The sequence below is a fragment of the Mucilaginibacter mali genome (assembly GCF_013283875.1).
GTDB lineage: Bacteria > Bacteroidota > Bacteroidia > Sphingobacteriales > Sphingobacteriaceae > Mucilaginibacter > Mucilaginibacter mali.
In genome coordinates this window covers 2723335-2745937 of record NZ_CP054139.1, presented here as the reverse complement: position 1 = coordinate 2745937, position 22603 = coordinate 2723335, and the positions used below count along the sequence as shown (strand labels likewise).

23 protein-coding genes, 1 tRNA gene and 1 pseudogene are annotated in these 22603 nt (G+C 43.5%); 4 read left to right on the top strand and 21 right to left on the bottom strand.

The window, feature by feature from the left end; translation table 11 throughout:
• Positions 1-20: 20 nt before the first annotated feature.
• From HQ865_RS11595 to pfkA, 4 genes are all read right to left on the bottom strand, one after another.
• The gene (locus tag HQ865_RS11595; protein WP_173415048.1) at positions 21-503 is read right to left on the bottom strand and encodes a gamma-glutamylcyclotransferase family protein; all 483 of its coding nucleotides are present in this window, start codon (positions 501-503) and stop codon (positions 21-23) included.
• 237 nt (positions 504-740) lie between these two features.
• Complete coding sequence (gap, locus tag HQ865_RS11590; protein ID WP_173415047.1) at positions 741-1736, bottom strand: type I glyceraldehyde-3-phosphate dehydrogenase; 996 nt, start codon at positions 1734-1736, stop codon at positions 741-743.
• A 6-nt stretch (positions 1737-1742) separates the two neighbouring features.
• Complete coding sequence (locus tag HQ865_RS11585) at positions 1743-2591, bottom strand: hypothetical protein (protein WP_173415046.1); 849 nt, start codon at positions 2589-2591, stop codon at positions 1743-1745.
• Positions 2592-2600: 9 nt separating this feature from the next.
• Positions 2601-3587 (bottom strand): 6-phosphofructokinase, encoded by a 987-nt coding sequence (pfkA, locus tag HQ865_RS11580; protein WP_173415045.1) that lies wholly within the window; start codon positions 3585-3587, stop codon positions 2601-2603.
• A 130-nt stretch (positions 3588-3717) separates the two neighbouring features.
• On the opposite strand from pfkA, the gene HQ865_RS11575 reads away from it, so the two are divergent.
• On the top strand, positions 3718-4413 hold the full coding sequence (locus tag HQ865_RS11575; RefSeq protein ID WP_173415044.1) for an NUDIX hydrolase: 696 nt from the start codon (positions 3718-3720) through the stop codon (positions 4411-4413).
• A 127-nt stretch (positions 4414-4540) separates the two neighbouring features.
• Here HQ865_RS11575 and HQ865_RS11570 read toward each other — a convergent pair whose 3' ends face one another.
• Entirely contained in the window at positions 4541-5392 is an 852-nt protein-coding gene (locus HQ865_RS11570) for an N-acetylglucosamine kinase (RefSeq protein WP_173415043.1), read from the bottom strand.
• Positions 5393-5671: 279 nt separating this feature from the next.
• Between HQ865_RS11570 and HQ865_RS11565 the strand changes: the two genes are divergently transcribed.
• Positions 5672-5745: transfer RNA gene (locus HQ865_RS11565), tRNA-Arg, on the top strand.
• A 241-nt stretch (positions 5746-5986) separates the two neighbouring features.
• The gene (locus HQ865_RS26055; RefSeq protein ID WP_262889728.1) at positions 5987-6112 is read left to right on the top strand and encodes a hypothetical protein; all 126 of its coding nucleotides are present in this window, start codon (positions 5987-5989) and stop codon (positions 6110-6112) included.
• 297 nt (positions 6113-6409) lie between these two features.
• Here the strand turns inward: HQ865_RS26055 and HQ865_RS11560 are convergent, their stop codons facing one another.
• The 16 genes and pseudogenes from HQ865_RS11560 to HQ865_RS11485 form a co-directional block, all read right to left on the bottom strand.
• Positions 6410-7039 (bottom strand): hypothetical protein, encoded by a 630-nt coding sequence (locus HQ865_RS11560; RefSeq protein WP_173415042.1) that lies wholly within the window; start codon positions 7037-7039, stop codon positions 6410-6412.
• Between the two features lie 3 nt (positions 7040-7042).
• Entirely contained in the window at positions 7043-8167 is a 1125-nt protein-coding gene (locus HQ865_RS11555) for an RHS repeat-associated core domain-containing protein (protein ID WP_173415041.1), read from the bottom strand.
• A gap of 404 nt (positions 8168-8571) precedes the next feature.
• Entirely contained in the window at positions 8572-8958 is a 387-nt protein-coding gene (locus tag HQ865_RS11550) for a DUF2750 domain-containing protein (protein ID WP_202020469.1), read from the bottom strand.
• Positions 8945-10576 (bottom strand): RHS repeat domain-containing protein, encoded by a 1632-nt coding sequence (locus HQ865_RS11545; RefSeq protein WP_173415040.1) that lies wholly within the window; start codon positions 10574-10576, stop codon positions 8945-8947. Before HQ865_RS11545 ends, HQ865_RS11550 begins: the two co-directional genes overlap by 14 nt.
• Positions 10577-10715: 139 nt before the next feature.
• Positions 10716-11057: an immunity protein Imm33 domain-containing protein gene (locus HQ865_RS11540; RefSeq protein ID WP_173415039.1), complete on the bottom strand. Its 342-nt coding sequence runs from the start codon at positions 11055-11057 to the stop codon at positions 10716-10718.
• Positions 11044-12543 carry an RHS repeat domain-containing protein gene (locus HQ865_RS11535; protein ID WP_173415038.1) on the bottom strand — a complete coding sequence of 500 codons (1500 nt, stop codon included), beginning with the start codon at positions 12541-12543 and terminating at the stop codon, positions 11044-11046. Before HQ865_RS11535 ends, HQ865_RS11540 begins: the two co-directional genes overlap by 14 nt.
• A gap of 165 nt (positions 12544-12708) precedes the next feature.
• Positions 12709-13140, bottom strand: coding sequence for a DUF4265 domain-containing protein (locus HQ865_RS11530; RefSeq protein ID WP_173415037.1), 432 nt, complete (start codon positions 13138-13140; stop codon positions 12709-12711).
• A 3-nt stretch (positions 13141-13143) separates the two neighbouring features.
• Complete coding sequence (locus HQ865_RS11525) at positions 13144-14661, bottom strand: RHS repeat-associated core domain-containing protein (protein WP_173415036.1); 1518 nt, start codon at positions 14659-14661, stop codon at positions 13144-13146.
• A gap of 156 nt (positions 14662-14817) precedes the next feature.
• Positions 14818-15681: a hypothetical protein gene (locus HQ865_RS11520; RefSeq protein WP_173415035.1), complete on the bottom strand. Its 864-nt coding sequence runs from the start codon at positions 15679-15681 to the stop codon at positions 14818-14820.
• A 21-nt stretch (positions 15682-15702) separates the two neighbouring features.
• Complete coding sequence (locus tag HQ865_RS11515; RefSeq protein ID WP_173415034.1) at positions 15703-17034, bottom strand: RHS repeat domain-containing protein; 1332 nt, start codon at positions 17032-17034, stop codon at positions 15703-15705.
• Between the two features lie 168 nt (positions 17035-17202).
• Entirely contained in the window at positions 17203-17640 is a 438-nt protein-coding gene (locus HQ865_RS11510; protein WP_173415033.1) for a hypothetical protein, read from the bottom strand.
• A gap of 2 nt (positions 17641-17642) precedes the next feature.
• Positions 17643-18296 carry a hypothetical protein gene (locus HQ865_RS11505; RefSeq protein WP_173415032.1) on the bottom strand — a complete coding sequence of 218 codons (654 nt, stop codon included), beginning with the start codon at positions 18294-18296 and terminating at the stop codon, positions 17643-17645.
• Positions 18297-18353: 57 nt separating this feature from the next.
• A pseudogene (locus tag HQ865_RS25970) lies at positions 18354-18404 on the bottom strand (hypothetical protein); the annotation flags it as partial.
• Positions 18405-18630: 226 nt separating this feature from the next.
• Positions 18631-19593 carry a tyrosine-type recombinase/integrase gene (locus tag HQ865_RS11495; protein ID WP_173413093.1) on the bottom strand — a complete coding sequence of 321 codons (963 nt, stop codon included), beginning with the start codon at positions 19591-19593 and terminating at the stop codon, positions 18631-18633.
• Complete coding sequence (locus tag HQ865_RS11490) at positions 19577-20473, bottom strand: tyrosine-type recombinase/integrase (RefSeq protein WP_173413094.1); 897 nt, start codon at positions 20471-20473, stop codon at positions 19577-19579. The genes HQ865_RS11495 and HQ865_RS11490 overlap by 17 nt, the downstream gene beginning before the upstream one ends.
• A 3-nt stretch (positions 20474-20476) precedes the next feature.
• Positions 20477-22099, bottom strand: coding sequence for a P-loop NTPase family protein (locus HQ865_RS11485; protein ID WP_173413095.1), 1623 nt, complete (start codon positions 22097-22099; stop codon positions 20477-20479).
• 143 nt (positions 22100-22242) lie between these two features.
• Here HQ865_RS11485 and HQ865_RS11480 point away from each other — a divergent pair, with 143 nt between their 5' ends.
• Positions 22243-22593 carry a helix-turn-helix domain-containing protein gene (locus HQ865_RS11480; protein ID WP_173413096.1) on the top strand — a complete coding sequence of 117 codons (351 nt, stop codon included), beginning with the start codon at positions 22243-22245 and terminating at the stop codon, positions 22591-22593.
• Positions 22594-22603: the final 10 nt, after the last annotated feature.

Below are 22603 nucleotides of genomic sequence, written 5' to 3'. Positions count from 1 at the left end.
ATCAAAAATATCAGCGAAAATCAGCGGTTCATTCGCCTCGCCCGTCTTCTCTCATCCGGGTCGACTTTGTGGGGCATAAGCGATAATGCGGTGATATACTCCTCGGGCAGGCCCTGTTCTTTCGCTATTTTAATGATCTTGGCCTGGTACCAATCGTAGGGGAGGGTAAAATCATTTATGGCGTGCGGCCTGGTAACAAAGGCATGGGCTTTGCAGATCTCTCCGCTGGCGCACATACAATGCACCTGTGTCCAGTCGAACCATTCATCCTGGAAGAAGAAGTTATCCAGTTCGTCATCGTTAAATTCAATCAATACCCCCCAGGCAGCCGCGTCCATTTCTGTAGACGGCACCAGGCTGGCCTTCGACGATCCGTCATCTGCCGTTAAATTAAAGCTGAACCGGTAGCCGGGCAATTTGGCATTACATATCTTTTTTGCCGATGGAACGGTTTTGGCAAACTCGTCCACATTCATGTTTGATGCATAAGCAAATAGTACCATAACGCTGGGGTTTATGTTAACGGTATTAAATTTAACGGTTTTAATGTTGCTATAGTATTATCTTATATAAACCAATTCGTCATCCTGAGCCATAGCGAAGGATCCCAAACTATGCAGTTCCGCTATGGTTGTCGGGGATCCTTCGCTGCCGCTCAGGATGACGGCTTTTGAGACTAATTAAAAACAAAAAGCCGGCCAAAACCAGCTTTTTGTTTTATAGAAAAAGATAGAGGCAAATTATAATTTGCCGATCTCTTGTACCAGGTCAATCAGTTTGTTGCTGTAGCCCCATTCGTTATCGTACCAAGAAACTACTTTTACAAAGTTATCGTTCAGCGCGATACCGGCTTTAGCGTCGAATATTGAAGTGCGTGCATCACCTTTAAAATCTTCGGATACTACTTCATCTTCGGTATAACCTAAAATGCCTTTCAGTTCGCCTTCAGACGCTTCCTTCATCGCAGCTTTAATATCAGCATAAGAAGCACCCTTTTTTAAACGAACTACCAGGTCAACTACAGAAACGTCGGCAACCGGAACACGGAACGACATACCTGTTAATTTACCTTTTAACTGAGGAAGCACCAGGCCAACAGCCTTAGCAGCGCCGGTTGATGAAGGGATGATGTTCTGGTAAGCGCCACGACCGCCTCTCCAGTCTTTAGCCGATGGGCCGTCAACTGTTTTTTGGGTAGCAGTTACCGCGTGTACAGTGGTCATTAAACCTTCTTCAATACCAAATTTATCATCTAACACTTTAGCTATAGGGGCTAAGCAGTTAGTAGTACAAGATGCGTTTGAAACAATGGTTTGTTCAGCCTTCAGTTGCTTGTGGTTAACACCCATTACAAAAGTAGGGGTATCATCCTTTGCAGGGGCGCTCATCACTACTTTTTTAGCACCTGCATCAATGTGTTTTTGTGCGCTTTCGATAGTTAAGAACAGGCCGGTAGATTCGATGATCACTTCGGCGCCAACTTCGTTCCATTTCAGGTTGGCAGGGTCTTTTTCTGCAGTTACGCGGATGGTTTTGCCGTTTACTACCAGGTGGCCGCCTTCAACAGCGATAGTGCCTTTAAACTGACCGTGGGTTGAATCGTACCTCAACATGTAAGCCATGTAATCAGGCTCAACAAGGTCGTTGATACCTACAACTTCAACATCTGGTCTTTCCATAGCGGCCCTGAAAGCCAAACGGCCGATACGGCCGAATCCGTTAATTCCTATTTTCATTTTTTGTTAATTTTTATTTTGATAGTAGCTTAATAAATTATTGATAGGTTCTTTAATGATATATTCAATACTAATGCCATTTTCGGTAGCCGTTTCACGCAGGTAATCCTGGAAATTTGCCGCTACCGATCCCGCGAAGTGAACAGGCGCGTCTGGGTGCTGCTCGCGCAGGGGTAGGATATAGGTTTTGATCAGTTTATCAAAGCCGGTCTTCACCGTCTTCTTTACGTAATGCTCGGTAATGTTATCGGCAAAAAAGTCGGCAAAACCACTTAAATACAGCGCAGGATGCTTTTGGCGGTACACTTTATCAAGGATGTTCTTACGGTCTATCTCGTGCTTTTTAACAAACTTTTGGCGAATATCGGCAGGCAAAGTTTCGCTCATATAACCTTTCAGCAACTGCTTGCCCATCCAGTTGCCCGATCCTTCGTCGGCCAGGATATAACCCAGGCCATAGTTATTGGGGCGCACTTTTTTACCATCGTACCAGGCGGCGTTGCTGCCGCTGCCACAAATGCAGATAATGCCCGGTTTATTTTTACAACAGGCAATGGCGGCTGCCTCAATGTCATGCTGTACGCTGATCTTCGCGAACTTAAAAAAGCCCGAAAAAGCGTTAATGATCACTGCCTTTAATTCATCGTTACTGGCACCGGCTCCAAAAAAGTAAATACGCTTAATGGCTTCGGCATGATGAATAAGGTTGATGTTTTTATTGAGCAGTTGCGTTATCGCTTTTTCATCGCTGAAATAGGGATTGATGCCATTTGTTTTGAAAGAGGCAACAGTGCGCCCCTTATCGGCCAAACGCCAATCAGCATAGTTAGATCCGCTATAAACAACCGCGAACATCTTTCTTTTTTAGATAGATAATACTTCAGCCATTTGTAAAAGGTCTTCTTCCAGGCTAAACTTATGCTGGGTAAGCGCCTCTTCCAGGCTGGTTGAAACTATAATATTTGCCTGCAGGCCCACCATCTTTTGCGATTCGCCCGCTATCAACGCGTTTACCGCCGCGAAACCCAAACGACTACCCAAAATCCTATCGAACGCAGACGGGCTGCCGCCGCGCTGCAGGTGGCCTAAGATAGTTACTTTTATATCGTAATTGGTAACTTCTTTTTTAACAGCCTGTGCAACATCGTATACGCCACCGTTCTTATCGCCCTCAGCCACAATTACGATGCTTGAGGTTTTCTTTTCGTACTGGCCACCTTTAAGATTGTCGATCAAATCGGAGATGGCCGTTTCCTTTTCAGGAAGCAGGATTGCTTCAGCACCACAGGATATACCTGCGCGCAGAGCGATAGCACCCGAATCGCGGCCCATCACTTCCACAAAAAACAGGCGGTCGTGCGCGTCGGCAGTATCACGTATCTTGTCGATGGCCTCGATAACGGTATTGGTGGCCGTATCAAAGCCAAGGGTATAGGTAGATCCGTAAAGGTCGTTGTCTATAGTGCCGGGTACACCGATCACAGCTATATCAGGATATTTTTTAGAGAAGCGCAGCGCGCCGGTAAAGGTACCGTCGCCGCCTATCACCACCAAACCCTCGATGCCTTGTTTTTTTAAATTTTGATAAGCCTGTTCCATACCTTCATCGGTATGGAAGGCCATACAGCGGGCAGTTTTTAAGATGGTGCCGCCCAGGTTAAGGATATTGCTGACAGAACGGGTTTGCATATCGTACATGTCATTATCGATCATTCCCTGGTAGCCCTGCCTGATGCCGGTTACCTGCAGGTTATTATATATGGCGGTACGCACTACGGCCCTGATGCACGAGTTCATCCCCGGGGCATCGCCACCGGAAGTAAGAACAGCAATTTTTGAGATCTTAGGCATATGGTTTTCCTTTTAGAATAGAGAATGCGAATATAGTGTGTAAAAATTACACTATTAAATTTTGTTTTATTTTTTTACATTTATCAATTTAGCATCTATATTTAAACTTTTACTAATAACACAAAAAGGCTTGGAACAAGAATTACCTAAATTTGAGTCGGTATTCAGTATCGACTGTGTAATATTTGGTTTTGAGGCAGGTGAACTGAAGATACTTTTAATTGAGCGTAACGAGGATCCTTACAAGGATTGGCTGGCCTTGCCGGGCTATATCGTAAAGCAGGATGAAAGTTTGGACGATGCCGCCGAACGTATATTATATGAGCTTACCGGTTTACGAGGCCTGCACATGGAGCAATTCCATACCTTTGGCGAGGTGAACCGCCACCCGCAAGGCCGCGTGATTACCGTGGCCTACTACGCTTTGCTGCGCCTTAACGGCCAAAAGGAACTGAAGCCGATTAATCAAATTGCTAAAAAAGCGTTCTGGCACCCGGTTAACGATTTGCCTAAGCTGGGCTTCGACCATACCGAGATTTTCAAAACCGGCTTTAACAAGATCCGCCGCCGGCTTGGTTATCAGCCGATTGCGTTTGAACTACTGCCCGAGAAATTTACGCTAACCCAACTTCAATCACTTTACGAAGCCATCCTGAATAAGAAACTGGATAAACGTAACTTCCGAAAGAAGATGCTGAGCTATGGCTTTTTAAAAGAGTTGGACGAGAAACAAAAAGGCGTATCGTACCGCGCCGCCAAACTCTACAAATTTGACAGGAGGAAGTACTCGAAGATCTTTCAGAATGACCTGAACCTTGATAAGTAGGAGAGAAGAGAGTCAGGACTTTTAGAATCAGGAATCAAGAAATGAAACGGGCCGGAAGCAATTTGCTTCCGGCCCGTTTATTATAGTGTCTGTCTTGACTCTTGATTCTAAAAATCTTGAATCTATCTTATATCTTATTCTCCAAATGGAATTTCACCAGGTTATCTATAGGTGAGCGGATGATGTTGCCCATCACCATGCCGTTTTCTTCTACCAGTTCTTCCAGCACATTGCGGAAGTTATAACCTACCGAACCGATGCAATTGAACGAATATTTTTGATAATCAGGATAACGGGTTACCAGGTTGCGGAAAAAGTCTTCGAACGAGGTACGCACCAGGTTGCGCGAATATTCGATATGCACATTATTATCGTACACAAACTTACTGAAGCCTGCGCAAAAGCGGTTGGCCAGTGGTTTGGTATACACCTGTTCGTTAATATCGTCGGGGGTTAATTTATAGGTCTCCCAGAATAGTTCGCGTACCGGCCCGGGCATGTAACCACGCAGGTAATCGATCAATAGTTTTTTGCCGATGTAACAACCACTGCCTTCATCCCCCAGGATATAAGCGCCCGAATCGATATTTTGGATGATCTCCTTACCATCATAAAGGCAGGTATTGGTACCGGTTCCTAAAATGGCTGCAAAGCCCGGGCCGGTGCCCAGCAAAGCGCGGGCGGCAGCTAACAGATCGTGCCCGATATTAACCTTAGCGCTGGTAAACACGGCCGACATGGCATCCTGCACTTGTTTACGCTTTTCGTCGGTCGAACATCCTGCACCGTAATAGTTCACCTCGGTAATTTTATCTACCTGCAAATCGGTAGGTAAGTTTTCCTTTAGCGATTGAATGATATATTCCTTGCTTGAAAAATAGGGGTTATAGCCCTCGGTGTTGAAGTACACCTTTTTACCCTCTTCATTTACCAGGCACCAGTTAGTTTTGGTTGAGCCACCATCGGCAATAATGATCATAATGTTAAATTAATAATTTGCTAAAAGTATGATTTTACTTATTGTAAAAGAAACACTTTGTACGATTTTAAAATAATTCTTTTTTTGTCAAAATGACGGTTATGCGATCAATAAACACAGATTTTGAATAGGTAAGATACAGCTATACGCAGGATATTTCAAAAAGGATTAATTACGAATTGCAACTTAGTTGTTTTATTGCCCGCAAGTAGATTTTGAAAACAAAACACATATATTTAACGTATTTTTTGCATATTTGCACCGCGAAAATATCGCGATGGTCCCATAGCTCAGCTGGATAGAGCAACAGATTTCTAATCTGTCGGTCTCAGGTTCGAATCCTGATGGGATCACTGGAATTGAAAGCCTTTCTGTTAGTGCAGAGAGGCTTTTGTTGTTTTAAAGGGTTGATTGTAAGCTAAATGCGGTGTTTAGTTAATCGGGTTAATAAATTTAAGACTTTATAATAGTTTTAGCTTGTCTACTTAGGTTTTATCAAAGATAGAGATGTACCTACCGGCGTTGGCAGCTATAAGATATTCAGAAAGGTATAAAGCAGTTTTTATAAGAATAGTATCCCGAAACAGCGTAAAAATGAAAGGTATAACAGCGGTTGGGAGAAAATTGTTAGAGATGGTTTACACGATATATAAAACCAATAAACCATACCAGGCAAACTATTTGCAAATGCCGGAAGAACAATTGCCTGTAAATAATTAGAGCAGCCACATAAGAATGGGCCGCCCTAAACAGGCTGGCTTAAGCCGCCTAAGACACAAAGATAAATAATAAATATTTCTTGTATATCAACACAGAATCTAACGCGGAGAATTTGTCCGGTTTACCCTCCGACTGAAATAAAAAAGCCCAACACTTGGTTGGGCTTGAACAGATGATACCCAAGTATCACCCGCTTTTAAGAAGTTTAAATATGCCATCAAAGCGATAGCGTTGATTTTCAAACAGCTAAATAACTACCAACTATTTTGATACATTACTGACTAAGGAGAACTGGTTTTACCTTATCTCCGCAAGGATTTCCAGTAATTTCTCATATTGAGGCAAAAAGTATCCATCGTTGAGAGTCGTATAATAGTTGCGATTTTTTTCTACAAAAAAAGGATAATCTGGATTTCTAACGAGTTTAGCTAAAATAACCCCCAAGTTACCTTCGTATTTTAAACCAGAAAAGATGCTTTTACCATTTTTTACATTTACAGCTTTTTCTATATTTCCAATTTCATTATATTGTCTAAAAAAAGGTAGAGCAATATCTCTAAATATTTTTTCGATATAATAAACACAATTTTCAATATCCTCATTTGAATTCAGATAACACCTGTGTTTTTTGTTATCATCTAACAAATTCTCAACAGTGATGCCGACGGTAGGAGTTGTTTTTTGATATTTGGGTTCGAACGATGACACCTTATGATATAAATCCTCAACTACATTTTTCCTGATAAGCATGCCGATGTTAATTTCCCACCCAGCATCTCTATTCAAAAAAATCAATTGAAATTTACTCCAACCATCTGGTTCCCTCTTGGTAAACTCTGCTAAACTTCTATTTAAGGAATAGTTATATTGCTTAAATCTGTTATGCAACAATTCTAATAATGTGTTTTTATTCGTTTCCTTGTTCATGTTTTATTTAGGTCTAACTATATCAACTTTTGTAGGGGGAATTATAGTGCCGGCTGGATAGCCTTGTGCTGCTCCCTTATTTCCAACCACTGTTCCTCCTTTCTTTGCAATAGCGGGATATCCAGCTTTCTGATTTTTTGTATACCCGGCTGTCGATGATGATTTGGCATCAGTTAAAGCTATTTTTCCATCTTTCGTACTAATATTATCCAACCTAACCCTGCCTGTTTCTCCATTCGGTTTAATACTTACTTGTTCGGCAATGTTGATATGGCCTGCATCCTCTAAGCCTTGAGTCACGATGGCTACAAATTCTTTTCCTTGTGCAGCATTTTTTAAAATATTAGATCCTTCACCAATTTTAGTAAAATCTGCCGCTTCTCCTCCAAGTAATTGCACACCTTCTCCGGAAACGATTCCTAATACGGTGGCTTTTGTAACCAAATCGCCGTCGGCGAACTTATTATAGTTTGCCGCAACACTATTTTTAATTGCACCTTCAAGACGAGTGCGATGAGTTTTAGGGTCATTGGTTAATGCATGAAGAATATTTCCCGCAGTCTCAAAGGGATGTCTCCCTGCATAATCCAGCGAATGCAGCCCTGCTTTAATATCATCTGCAAATCCTTTAAGGAAAGCAATATTCAAGGTGGCACACTGAGGGCAAGGCCCTTGTGGTTCTCTACCATCCGGGTCAGTATTCTTTACAGGATCGTCAAAAACATATCCGTAAGGGCTACCGAACTCCTGTCCCGCTTCTACCAACGGATCCACACTCGTCCACCTCCCGATCACCGGATCATAAAACCTTGCGCCGTAATCATACTGGTTGGCCAGGTCAGTCTGTATCTCCTTTCCATTATAAAGGTAACGATTATTGTTAGAAGCATCATACAAACCATGGCGCAAGCCGAATGAATAATACTCATCCTCCTGCAAAACGGTAGCTGTGCCGCTGTTGCTGTAAAAACTTACCCGGTCATTGCCCAAATGGTCTTTTAAGTTGTATTGGTAAACATAGTTACCACCGCCATTGGGTACAGCGCGTCCTTCCTCCGTACTGATGAAAGCCACTGAACCATTATGATAAACGATCCCGTCGATATACTCCCAGGTACCATCATTCATCCCGCTGGCGGTACTGGTATTGCTCAGCTTCCTGCCCGTGGCATCATAGGTATAATTGGCCAGTTCGGTGCTGCCGTTTCTAACTTTCCGGGGCAGGTTTAAAAGGTTGTAGTCGATGCTCTTACTACCGCCATCGCTTGTGGCATTGCCATTGCCGTCATAGCTGTAGCTTATGCCGGTCAGCGTGCAAATTTTTAACCATTCAGCAACTACCCGAAGAAGATAGAGAACATATAATGTATGCTATCGATGGGCTTATCCAACATGCTAAAACCAGGCTGGCATATAAGAAATAAAAAAGCCCAACACTTGGTTGGGCTTGGTTTATTACATAAAAGCACAAGTCTGCTTTTTCCATAGCTATCACACAAGACTTGCGCTAAATGGGGATTACATGACCAATTTTAGTACTGATCTAATTCGTTTTCTATATCAGAACGAATTTTTGAGGCGGATAGTACTATTCCTTTACCATCAGGAATTGGAAAAACACCAACCAAAGTTCCATCCTTGTCCATACCATGTAACCACTTATCCATAAAATCTGATAATGATATAGATTTAGGAATATAGCTTTTCCAAGTTCCTGCTACACAGAGTTCAGCAAAGCCTTGTTCAGGCCAAAATGGAAGAACTATATTGCCCAAATTGTCTTTACTTGTCGCCCATCCGTTATCATAAAGCCCCCAAACCTCTTCGAAGTCGCCAATCTTTCTTATGAAATAATGATATCGTTCTTCAGGACGCATGTTTAGTATATTCTGAACTTTACTTGAATTAATAGCCGCCATGTTTATGTTCGAGTTTATGTAAATCTGTGTCTTGCATTCGGGCTTCTTTATAGCTAACCCCATTTTTGGCTCTTCCACCACGTGGGTGGGCTAAAACTTTACCAGCCCCTTTTGAATTTCTTGAGTTACCAGGAAGTCGTATAGTTTTCCTATTACCATTCTCAATATGTCTCTTTTCATTATTTAACCACCCCCGGTCGGCAGACCCTAATTTATCATCATCAGCTAACTCTTTTAGCCTCGCTTGTTTACCAGATCGCCCCTCTTTCATCAAGGCTTTAGCATCTTTCTGAACAGCTTTAACAGCATCAACCGCTTCCTCAACGATTTGAACATCCTTCTTGATTTTTCCAGTTTTAGCGAGATCACCCGCATATGGTAACAGAGCGCTTAATCCACTAATAACAGCGTCGCCATAATCGCCTTTGCGAAAAGATCTAATTGCGCCAACACCATCTGATATGGGTGTTGGATCAAATATACCAACAATATCTAAAGCTGCACCTAATAAATCATCTCCTTGAAGTGTGTACTTGCCACCAAAATCAAAGCCTAAAGAACTGGCATTTACCCTTACATCTATTAAATCCGTCTTAATCGTTACACTTGAATTATTCTCTCCTTCAATAGTTATATCAGGAGCTCGTCCATCTGGATCTCTGAATTTAACGGGATCGTCAAACACATACCCATAAGGCGTTCCAAACTCCTGCCCCGCTTCTACTAACGGATCCACCGTCGTCCATCTCCCGATCACCGGATCATAGAACCTCGCCCCATAATCATACTGGTTAGCCAGGTCAGTCTGTACCTCCTTACCATTATAAAGGTAACGATTATTGTTAGATGCATCATATAGTCCATGCCTTAACCCGAATGAATAATACTCATCCTCCTGCAAAACAGTAGCTGTGCCACTGTTACTGTAAAAGCTCACCCGGTCATTGCCCAAATGGTCTTTTAAGTTGTATTGGTAAACATAGTTGCCCCCACCATTGGGAACAGCGCGTCCTTCTTCCGTACTGATAAAAGCGACAGACCCATTATGATAAACAATCCCATCGATATACTCCCAGGTACCATCATTCATCCCGCTGGCGGTACTGGTATTGCTCAGTTTCCTGCCCGTGGCATCATAGGTATAATTGGCCAGTTCGGTGCTTCCATTCCTTACCTTCCGTGGCAAGTTGAGCAAGTTGTAATCAATGGTCTTACTACCCCCATCGCTGGTGGCGTTGCCGTTGCCATCGTAGGCGTAGCTTCTTGTGGTAAAACTGGTACCGCTTACACCCGTCAACTGGTTACCGCTGTAACCGTAGGAGAGCGATGAGTAGCTTTGCCCGCCTCTTGTCAGGTTGGTGATATTGCCCATCACATCGTAGGTCAGTCCTTCATCCAGCGTATTGCCGGTTGAGGTGGCCGTTATTAAACGGTTCAGCTTATCGTACCCATAGGTAAACGATTTACTGCCGCTGTAGCTACCGCTGTACAGCATTTTGCTGATATTGCCGTTGTACTGTTTGCCGGTACTTGTTAAATGAAAAGCCCTGCTTTGCGGGCAGGGCTGGGTAACAGAGGTACGCGCGGCACGCGCGCACCAGCGTGGGGGGATACCCAAGTATCACCCGCTTTTAAGAAATTTAAATATACCATCAAAGCGATAGCGTTGATTTTCAAACAGCTAAATAACTACCAACTATTTTGATGCATCACCATTGTTTAATTTCTGCCCACTATTTTGATACATTACCACTTAATCAAATATCAAGAAGCGATAAATCTTCCCAAACGTCTTCATAATTTGGAGCAGACAAAAATCTCCAGCCAGGGGATAATCCTAAAAACTTAGCCACTTCAGGACACCACTCGTTAAGGTGTATAACATGAAGCGATACAAAGAATTCTGGATCTTCCGAATACTCTCCAGCCCAAATATACCATCCAGTAGTGTCGCGTTCTATAGGATGTCTTAAACCGTGAATAGGATAAATTCCGTCTTTGACATTTAAAGATATACCTATCTTCATATATTCTGGAGACTCTGTGTATATTGAGCCATAACGTTGACATAACAATCGTTGTTCGTTAATCCAATCCATTTGCCTTTTTTTGTTCTTTTGAATATTTACTCATTTCCGCACCTTCACGGGGTGAGCAAGTAGCACATTCTGATTGTACAGCATCTACCTCTCTCATTCTTTTTTTATCAATTTTACCAGTTTCATAATACTCCTTAACCAAGGCTTTCTTATGACCAGCAATTCTTTTTCCGTCTTGCGCTCCACATTTTACGCAAGGTTTTCCTTGAACGGCTGCTCTTTGTTCTTTGGTTGTCGCGCCACTCGGCCTTTTATAAGCAGTCTCAACTTTTACTGCAGCTTTTTCTTCCGTTCGTACAGCGTCAACCGCCTCCTCAACAATTTTAACATCTTTCTTAATTTTACCTGATTTGGCCAAGTCCCCTGCATAAGGAAGTACCGCCCCAAGTCCGCTGATAATTGCATCGCCATAATCACCTTTACTCCATGACCTACCGGCTGCAATACCATCTGAAATTGGAGTAGGATCAAATATACCAACAATATCTAAAGCTGCGCCTAATATTGCATCACCGTTTAAGGTATACTTACCTCCAAAATCGACTAATGAGCTAGCGTTGACCCTAACATCTATCAAATCTGTTTTGATAGTAACACTTGAATTATTAGCACCATCAATTGTTATATCAGGAACTCTACCGTCGGGGTCTCTAAACTTAACGGGATCATCAAAAACGTACCCATATGGGTTTACACTTTCTTGCCCCATTTCAACCAGCGGATCCACACTCGTCCACCTTCCAATCACCGGATCGTAAAACCTCGCCCCATAATCATACTGGTTGGCCAGGTCAGTCTGTATCTCCTTTCCATTATAAAGATAACGATTATTGTTAGAAGCATCGTAAAGTCCGTGTCTTAGGCCGAATGAATAATATTCATCCTCCTGCAAAACAGTAGCTGTGCCACTGTTACTGTAAAAGCTCACCCGGTCATTCCCCAAATGGTCTTTTAAGTTGTACTGATAAGTGTAGTTGCCCCCACCGGCTGGAACAGCCCTGCCTTCTTCGGTACTGATGAAAGCCACTGACCCGTTGTGGTAAACGATCCCGTCGATATACTCCCAGGTACCATCATTCATCCCGCTGGCGATACTGGTATTGCTCAGCTTGTTGCCGGTGGCATCATAGGTATAATTGGCCAGTTCGGTGCTGCCGTTCCTTACTTTTCTTGGCAGGTTGAGCAAGTTGTAATTAATGGTCTTACTACCCCCATCACTGGTAGCATTGCCGTTACCATCGTAAGCGTAGCTTCTGGTTGTAAAACTGGTACCGCTTACACCGGTCAGCTGGTTGCCGGTGTAGCCGTAAGTGAGCGAAGAATAGCTTTGCCCGCCGCGGGTCAAAGCGGTGATGTTGCCCATCACATCGTAGGTGAGGCCTTCGTCCAGCGTATTCCCGGTTGAGGTGGCCGTTATTAAACGGTTCAGCTTATCATAACCATAGGTGAACGATTTGCTGCCGCTGTAGCTACCGCTGTACAGCATTTTGCTGATATTGCCGTTGTACTGTTTGCCAAGACAAAGAAATAAAAAAGCCCAACACTTGGTTGGGCTTGAACAGATGATAACTTAATATCACCCGCTTTTAAGAAATTTAAATATGCCATCAAAGCGATAGCGTTGATTTTCAAACAGCTAAATAACTACCAACTATTTTGATACATTACCCAAACACGCCTCCTTATAATCTAAAACTAAATTTTGCTGTTGTTCGTCTAAAAAAACCTTAATACTATTGTAGTTTATATTCGGAGGCACATCAACCGCATAATAAGCTCCGCCTTGCATTCCCTCCCACGCACAACCCATTTCTTCGATTTTTTTTAGCACTTCACTTTCTTTATGCCTGTCAAAAAATATTATCTGGATTGTTGTATGCATTGATGATTTTATAAGAGTATTAAAATATAAAACCCCATCATCCTCTTCGACGCTTATTATATCATTGTATGCCAAATTGGGAGCAAAAAAAGGAATGTTATCGATTTTATAATATTCGTTATTTACAAGTTCTGCCCATATAGTTTCTTCTGCTATTTCACCTTTTAAGTCGCGATATGTGATAGTTATTTTATTTCTCATTTTTTAATTATTACTCTTTTTTAAATTACATGCATCACACAATACTTGGCCGTTATCTGGCGTTCCGCTTCCACCTTTTGATTTGGGTATCTTATGGTCGACACGCCTTTCAAGAGGTGAATGAGTTACGCCTTTTTTTGATTGAGTTGCCGGAAGCGTTTCCACTTTACACCCCATGCAAATGACCTTCCCATCGTTATGTGCTGCGTTTAGGTCTATTACTGCTTCTTTTCCTGCTTTTGTAAAGTCCTTGCCGTCCCTGGCTACCTCGCTAAGCTTTGCTGCTCTTGCTTCGGCTTTAGATATTTTTGACGCTTTATTGATATCAACAATGATCTCAGCATCTTTAACACTTTTTAAAACATTAGCAGTAAACTTAACTTCACCTGCTCCAATAAACAGTTGAGCAACATCACCAACGCCATTGCCAATCATATTAGCTTTGACATCGCCGTTACCATTTTGAAACTTATCAACGGTCATTGCTGATGCAGTAGCCATATTAGCGGCACCCATAGGCGTACCCAAATCCGCAATGCCTCGCAAAGTATTGATTGGGTGTCTAACAGCCTGATATACTCCTGTCACCGTTCCCCAGGCTGATTGCCCCAACCCTTTTACAAAATTGCCTGTCATTGAAAGTGCGCCCGGAGGATCATCGTCTGGTGCTCTTCCATCAGGATCAGTATTCTTTACAGGATCGTCAAACACATATCCATATGGTGTTCCAAACTCCTGTCCCGCCTCTACTAACGGATCCACACTCGTCCATCTCCCAATCACCGGATCATAAAACCTCGCCCCATAATCATACTGGTTGGCCAGGTCAGTCTGTATCTCCTTTCCATTATAAAGATAGCGATTATTGTTAGATGCATCGTAAAGCCCATGTCTTAACCCGAATGAATAATACTCATCCTCCTGTAAAACGGTAGCTGTGCCACTATTACTGTAAAAGGTAGAACGTACATTGCCCAAATGATCTTTTAAGTTGTATTGGTAAACATAGTTACCACCGCCATTGGGGACAGCGCGTCCTTCTTCAGTGGAGATAAAAGCCACTGAACCATTGTGGTAAACGATCCCGTCGATATACTCCCAGGTACCATCATTCATCCCGCTGGCGGTACTGGTATTGCTCAGCTTCCTGCCCGTGGCATCATAGGTATAATTGGCCAGTTCGGTGCTGCCGTTTCTAACTTTCCGGGGCAGGTTTAAAAGGTTGTAGTCGATGCTCTTACTACCGCCATCGCTTGTGGCATTGCCATTGCCATCGTAAGCGTAGCTTCTGGTGGTGAAACTGGTACCGCTTACACCGGTCAGCTGGTTGCCGGTGTAACCGTAAGTAAGGCTATTGTAACTTTGCCCGCCCCTGGTCAGGTTGGTGATATTGCCCATTACATCGTAGGTGAGGCCTTCATCCAGCGTATTCCCGGTTGAGGTGGCCGTTATTAAACGGTTCAGCTTATCATAACCATAGGTGAACGATTTACTGCCGCTGTAGCTACCGCTGTACAGCATCTTGCTGATATTGCCGTTGTACTGTTTGCCGGTGATTTAAGTTTACAAACCTTTGTAAACCAACAAACCCGGCCAAATAAGCCGGGTTTGTTGGTTTTAACTGCTTAGTTTACCACAAGCGGGGACGCTTGCGGTAGCGGAGGGAGGCCACATTACTTAAGTTTTTGAAAGATTATTTATTTGTTTCATTGTATGTGAAAAGTGTCTCTTGTCAGAGAATCCAACGTAGTCCAAACCTATGCAAGGTGTCATATCGCCATCGGCAACATCTGTACCGACAAACCTAAAATTTTTTAGTGAAGATATTTTTTTTATGAATTTTAATGATGGTATCGTTCCTCCATCATTGAATGCTAATATACTTAAATGACGAAACGCTGTGACATATTCGTGGTTATTAATTGACTTGCAATGGTCACAAAGAAAGGCAATCAGGGTTTCTTTGCTTTTTTCCAAACAGCATAGTACTTCCAATTTACTGCAATAATTAATTTTCAATTCTTTAAGTTGGTTAAATTTATCTAAACCATTTAGTGAATGAATTGGCGACTGTGTAATTTCCAGGTTTTTAATCCAATGGAGATTAGATATACCTAAACAGTCTTTAGTTTTAGGATTGTAATTATAAAGTGATAAAGTACTCAAATGCTTGCAATTATCCATATTTGAAAAATGAACACTCCAATCTATAGATAGTTTTTCAAGTAAAGGAAAGTAAAAAAAATCGATCTTCCTGTTTTTTCCTGACACAACTAATGATTTTAGTTTTCCTAATAAATGAATTGCACTAATATCAGTGATTCCATCTGATATGGAAAGATGTTTTATATCTGGATATCGGGATAGAAAGTCAACATTATCAAGTTTATAATCATGGGAAGTTGTAATAGCAACACCCTCTAAATGATTTTCAGCATAGATACGCATACACGCATCGATATTATCAGAATCAATAATAATTGATTTTGTGCCATCTAAATTAGCATAGACCTTAAAGCCCGCTATTCGAATTATAGCCATAAAATATATTTAATTCATAAATTATACCCCGACAGGTGATAATAAAATCATCACTATAATCAGCGTAACAGTACCCACCGCTACGCTTCCTGCTTTCACTCCTGGCTGTAATCCAGTCGATTGGTGGGAAGAATTACTATTTGACGTCGACGAAGTGCTTGACTCTCCAAGGTCAGCACTTCTTTTTTCTTGTTCTTTAATCGCCTTACCTGGTGAAGCACGTTTATTATAATTGTCATTACTTTTGTGTCCACCCTCATCAGTATTCATCCTATCATCTTCGTCTTTGAATGCTTGTTTATCACTCGCCGCTGGCTCCCAATCTATCCCATCTTCAGCCACTTTAGTATCATTTGCTTTCCCGATCCTTTTCGCAGACGCTCTTGCCCTTTCGTATGGCCCTTTGCCATGATATTTCATTCCGTTTTCAAAGGTAATAGTATAGGAGCCTACACCCCAATACGATGTCTCCTTTGTGTTCTTTTTGTTAACACTATCCGTCGCCATCCCGTCAGGGTCGATGAATCTTATCGGATTATTATCTGCATAAACATATGGACTAAGCCTCCTCGACTTCTCCGCCAACGGATCAACACTCGTCCACCTCCCAATCACAGGATCATAGAACCTTGCGCCATAATCATACTGGTTAGCCAGGTCAGTCTGCAACTCCTTTCCATTATAAAGGTAACGATTATTAGTTGATGCATCATACAAACCATGCCTTAACCCGAATGAATAATATTCATCCTCCTGCAAAACGGTAGCTGTGCCACTATTGTTATAGAACGTAGAGCGCACATTCCCCAAATGGTCTTTTAAGTTGTACTGGTAAGTGTAGTTGCCGCCGCCATTGGGTACAGCCCTTCCTTCTTCGGTCGAGATAAAAGCAACAGACCCATTGTGGTAAACAATCCCATCGATATACTCCCAGGTACCGTCATTCATCCCGGCACTTGTGCTGACATTGCTCAGCTTGTTGCCCGTGGCATCATAGGTATAATTGGCTAGTTCAGTACTGCCGTTACGTACTTTCCTTGGCAGATTTAAAAGGTTGTAGTCGATGCTCTTACTACCCCCATCACTGGTAGCATTGCCGTTGCCATCGTAAGCGTAGCTTCTTGTGGTAAAACTACTTCCTGTTACGCCGGTTAGTTGATTACCCATATATCCGTAGGTGAGCGAAGAATAGCTTTGCCCGCCCCTGGTCAGGTTGGTGATATTGCCCATCACGTCGTAGGTCAGTCCTTCATCCAGCGTATTGCCGGTTGAGGTGGCCGTTATTAAACGGTTCAGCTTATCATAACCGTAGGTGAACGATTTACTGCCGCTGTAGCTACCGCTGTACAGCATCTTGCTGATATTGCCGTTGTACTGTTTGCCCGTGATTTAAGTTTATAAACCTTTGCAAACCAACAAACCCGGCTTATTTGGCTGGGTTTGTTGGTTTTACCTGCTTAGTTTACTACAAGCGAGGACGTGGCTGTTGCACATGACTTGTGCTAAATAGTTGGTGGTGGGTTACGGAAAGTAGGGTTCAGGATACTTTAAGTACTCGTCTGCAACCCTTTTTACGTCGTTAAGTAGTTTGTCAAAATCTATATTTAGTTTTTTTTTGAACAATTTATTTTTAGATAGTTTTATAGCTAATAATGTACTATCCACAACGAATTCTCTGCGTTCAAATTCTTCCTTCTCATGAAAACCTTTACGTGTAACACCAATGGCAATAGTTATGTCTTTACTATCTTTCTTGTAATTGCCTAATTTAGGCTCTATTGGCAGATAGTTACTGAACTTCCCTTCCACATAATACTGAATAAGTAAAAGATTCAAGTCTGTTCCATAATCATTTGATAATTCTATTTTCATAACTGTATCTATGCCATGTTTACCCCAAACATACGGTTTAAACATATCACAGACTTCATCGCTGCAACTAATATAATAACCTATCATAATTAAAAAAATGTTGGAAATTTACCAGCCCATGGCTCTTTATTAAGCGGACCTGGTGTGCTTTCAACGATACTGCGCTCTTTTTTTAACATATTAGATCGACTTCCTTTATCTAATATACGCATTATTTTATCTTTCATAAACGTTGCGGTGTATCTTTTTTCAGGAATGGCTTTGGAGGTGATGCCAGTTTTCAAATATTCACCTTCCACAGTTTCAAGTCGATATAATATATTTTCAAGTGTACTTAATTTTGAGTTGGCATTAATGGCCTCTTTTACTACCGTTGCTGCAGAAGATTTTACACCTGTTGCTTGAGCAAACAAACCTCCTGTTTGTGCGTTCATTGGAACAGAACCCAAAACATCCAGTGAGGCTCCAGCAGTAGCCATCAATCTGGCCCCAGGTGTATAAAGCGGAGTTGAAACAATATGTCCCTCAGGATCATCTTTATACGACATCGAGATTTTGTTTGGGATCGATATTGGTCCACGAACGGCCGACATTGCTATACTGCCAAGTGTGCCTAAACCCGAGATCAATCCATCACGCATCACGCCATAAGCATTTTCAATAAATGAATTACCATTGCCTGTGCCGTGTTGCCCTCCCCACCATGGGCCATCATCGTCTCCACCACTATCTCCAGGTAACATCCCGTCCGGATCGTTAAATCGGATCGGATCATCGAACCCATAGTTATAGACAGAATGTCTCCGCATCTTCTCCGCCAGCGGATCCACACTCGTCCACCTCCCGATCACCGGATCATAAAACCTTGCGCCATAATCGTATTGCCCCTTATAACTTTTACGATTTTTACGATTTTTTCCACTTGCACTTTTTCAGTGCTATAAAGAACGTTCAGGCACGTAAAGTTAACAGATATTTTTTTTCATACAAGCCCCGGTGGTTGGTTGATTTTTACCACAGGGAGCCGCCGGGTTGGTTGTTTTTTTGGATTTTTCCACCACAGCAGCTCGATTTTTTTTATGATAAGGTTAGCGGGTGATGTTTATTAAGGGCTTCTTTCAGGTCTTCCAGATTAGTTGTTTTATACCTTTCAGTTGAACTCACATACCGGTGCCCGGCCATATATTGAACGGTGCGCAGGTTCTTTTCTTTGAGCCATTCCGTGATCACACTTTGCCTGATCTGCTTGGCATGCTTGTATTTTGGGCTGAGTTTCCGGAGGGCATAATTGAGGTGTAAAAGGCTGTTTCTGATGTCTTCCTGTGCGTTAATGCTGATAAACAAACGTTCGATTTCCCGGGCATCTTTGTAACGATCCGGCTTGCGCCCCGGTCGTTCGGCCAGGCGCTCAGCCAGTATTTTCGGACGGATCACGAGCAGGTATTCATGCAGTTCGAGGATTTGATGAGGCTGTAACGGAAGTAAGCGGCCAAGCTGCCTGCCGGTGGCGGGGATATGGATTTTGCCCTCCCTTAGTTTGAGATGTTCAGGGCGTAAATGGCTCAGTTCATCTCTTGTAATTGCCTGATAAACAAGCAACCCAATAATGACCTTATTGCGGTAAGTACGATTGTCGGTAACCTGGTAACTTTCATAGAGCGCCTCCATTTCAGGCATGGTCAACAGGTCATGCGGGAGGTTTCTGACCGTACCTTTAAGTATGATCCCTGCTGCGGGATTGATGTTAATGGCCTGTTCCTGTTGCAGGTGGGAGAAGTAATACCGCAAAGTCCGCATGATCTGGTTGATCAGCTTGATACTAAAGCCTTTCTGCCTTAACTGGTCGGCAAACTCCATTACGTCGGCATGGGTAAGTTGTGCCAATACCAAGCTTTGGCTGTTGAGCCATTCCTGGAATGTAGCGGTATAGTTGATGGTTTGGTGTATGTAACTGTGGCTGAACTGCTCTTGTTTCAGGTAAGCCCGGAAAGGTTCTAAAGCAGCCAGCGTAGCCGGTGCGAACTCATATTTTTTGTTCATGCTGTAGATGGGTGTAGATCTGCGTACTTTCCATGCTGCCATGCCCTAAAAAGCGTTGTATCTGCTCCAGTTGCATACCGGAATGTAACAGGTGGCTGGCAATGCTGTGCCGCAGGGTGTGCAGGCCCACGGGTTTAGGGATAGCCGCCGCTGTTTTCAGTGTTTGTAAGCGGTCATAACAGGTTTGGCCGGTGAGCCGTTTACCACTGACATTAAGCAGTAAAGCGTCTTCTTTTTTGTCACCTGCGAAGTGTGGCCGGGCATACAGGATGTAGTTCTCCAGATCGGTTTTAGCGGTACCGGCCAGTGGCACATAACGCTCTTTATAACCTTTGCCTTTGCGGACGTAAACCAGTTCTTTATCGGGCAGGATGTCACGGACATTGATATTAACCGCCTCATTTTTCCGCAGGCCGCAACCGTAATACAGGGCAAGCATCGCCCTGTCCCTTAACCCATATATATCATCTTTAACCACATCATAAAGCTTGCTGATCTCGGCCAGGGTCAGTATGCTTTTGATATTGGTGCTTTTGCCTTTAATGCGCAGCTTTACAGTAAAGCTGGGCTGGCCGCTCTCCATCAGGTAACGGCTGAACTTACGGATCACCTGTAAGTGTTTCCGGATGTAGTTCAGGCTGATCGCACCGGCTGCGGTCTGGCTCGGTCTTTCGTGCAGATATTCCAGGTATTTTTTAAGGTGTTCGGGCTGTATATCATGCGGGTGGTCGCATCCCTGGGCTTCTAAATAAAGTAAGAACTCGGCCAGCATTTTAGGCATATCACGAGGGCTGGTAGGTTCAAAGTTGAGTATCCGGAGCCATTGGGTAAAGCCTGCATGCAGCCGGATATACAGCGGATTTATTAAGGTGCCTTGCATTTTTTATTGTTGTTGGGCTACTGCGGTTTTCTTGCTGGTTTTCTGTACTTTATGTAACCCATCAGGGCTTTGGGCTACACCTGGGCTACTATGATTTACCTTACGTATCTCAGCCAGGATATTCTCCATCATTTCATGGGCATCATTGGTCAGGTTTTCCAGATCATCCCAGCTTTGTACCTTGTATTCAAAGCCTTTATAGCGGCTGCCACGCGCGATCTTGATATAACCCATGCGTTCCAGTTCGTACAGATAACGGCTCAGACTGCTTGGGCTGAGGCGAAAGACCGGGCGCACTTCCTTGCTGTAAAAGGTTTCGCTATCGTTTTGCCTTAGCCAGGCTTTCAGTTTTTCAAAGAATGAACGGCAGGCATCGTTTAACTCGTCGCTCTTTTTGAGCAAGGTCGTTTCCAGCAGCGAAAAGGCAACCTCAATATCTTCAATCGTAGTTTCTACGTACTGCTCACCGGTAGTGGTATCGGTTTGCAATTCCCGCTGATACTGGTGGTAGAACGTAATGGTTTCGGTGAATAACAAAAGCAGCAGCATGGTGCGCCTGGGCTTGAAGATGGCCTCCGGCAGTTGCAGGTAGGTAGCGAACGGGTTTTTAACGCTGACCGGCTGCAGCAGGCGCTGCACGTTCTTCAGCTGCTCACGCACGTTGCGCTCAGCCTGCTGATCAACCAGCCCGGCGCTTTGCTTGCGCTGGTAGTCCATGATCCTCTTATCCTGTTCAGGGCTATCGTCCGTGTACAGCAGGATACAGCGGTTGGCGTTATCCTCATAAAGCTGTTCGCGGGTGGTGCAGCCGCTGACACATACCGGCCCCTCCACGTTAAGCGTAACCGTTTTCAGGTTACCCTTGCTGTCCTTTAGGGTGACGGTCTTGCTGATCCGGCGTTTGCTTTGCAGTTCCCGGAGCGGGTACAGCACGTTATCCGCACCGTCCATGTCCTCGATCAACAGCAGCTTATTTTTAAGTTCATCCTTACCGAAGTAGTAAAAGGCATTCATGGAGAGCATGGTGATCTCCAACTTATCTTCTTCGGGGATCAGTTCGCTGACCCGTTCCTGCAGCCAGGTCTTGCCGGTGCCGGACGGCCCCAGGCACATCAGGTGCAGCGGTGTATTCCGCTTTCTGGACGTGTAGATCAGGTAGGCGATCAGGCTGTTCACTTCTTCACCGACAATACCGCTGGCTGAGATCGCCTGCCGGGTCCGTCCGAGCAGGCCTGGCGCTTTCAGGTATTGCAGGGCGATCTTACGCTCAGCCTCGGTGAGCTGCTTTTTTTCCGCCTGCTTTGGCTTCATGGCTTCGAGCCGTTCGGACCGGTAATCTTCCAGTGCAGTGGTCAGGCGGCTGATGATCCCGGCCAGTTCAGCGGCAGCAACGTCCAGCGCCTCGGAAGCCTTTTCCACCAGGTGCTCACACTGCACGCTGTTATACAGGTCGAGGTTATGGCGAAAGGCTTTGATGGTGTTGCCACCAAAGACTATCTTCAATGTTACTTTTAAGCGGTCGAAGCCGGTCAGTTTAATACCGCCCAGGACTGTTGTATGCGATTTGCCATCAATATAAAGTAACAACTCTGGATTATCTGTAATTAACTTTGGTATTACATTCATTTATTATGTGCTTATATAATACTTTTTTATTCGGCAATTATAATGATGATGCTTTCATAAAAGCAAGTGATACTCGTTTGTATTTTACCACGCATTTTATGTATCATTCTTAGTATTTTTGAAGTTAAAGGAATAAAGGAAAAATGAGTTTAGGAAGCCGGATCAGGGAACTACGTACCCAAAAAAGACTGAAGCAAGCAGAGCTTGGCGCAATCGTCGGGCTGACCTATGTGCAGATTGGCCGCTATGAGATAGGCAAAGCTAAACCGGCAGCAGATATGCTTTCTAAGCTGGCCAAAGCGCTGGATACGACTGCCGATTATCTGGTAAATGAGGATGTGGATGACCCGGCAGTGACGGCACAGTTGACCGACCGGGAACTGCTTAAACAGTTTAAAGAAGTGGAGTTATTGAACGCTGAAGATAAGCATATTGTGAAAGTTTTTATTGACGCCTTTCTAACCAAAAGGCATATCCAGGAATATGTAAAGTAAGAATTGCTAT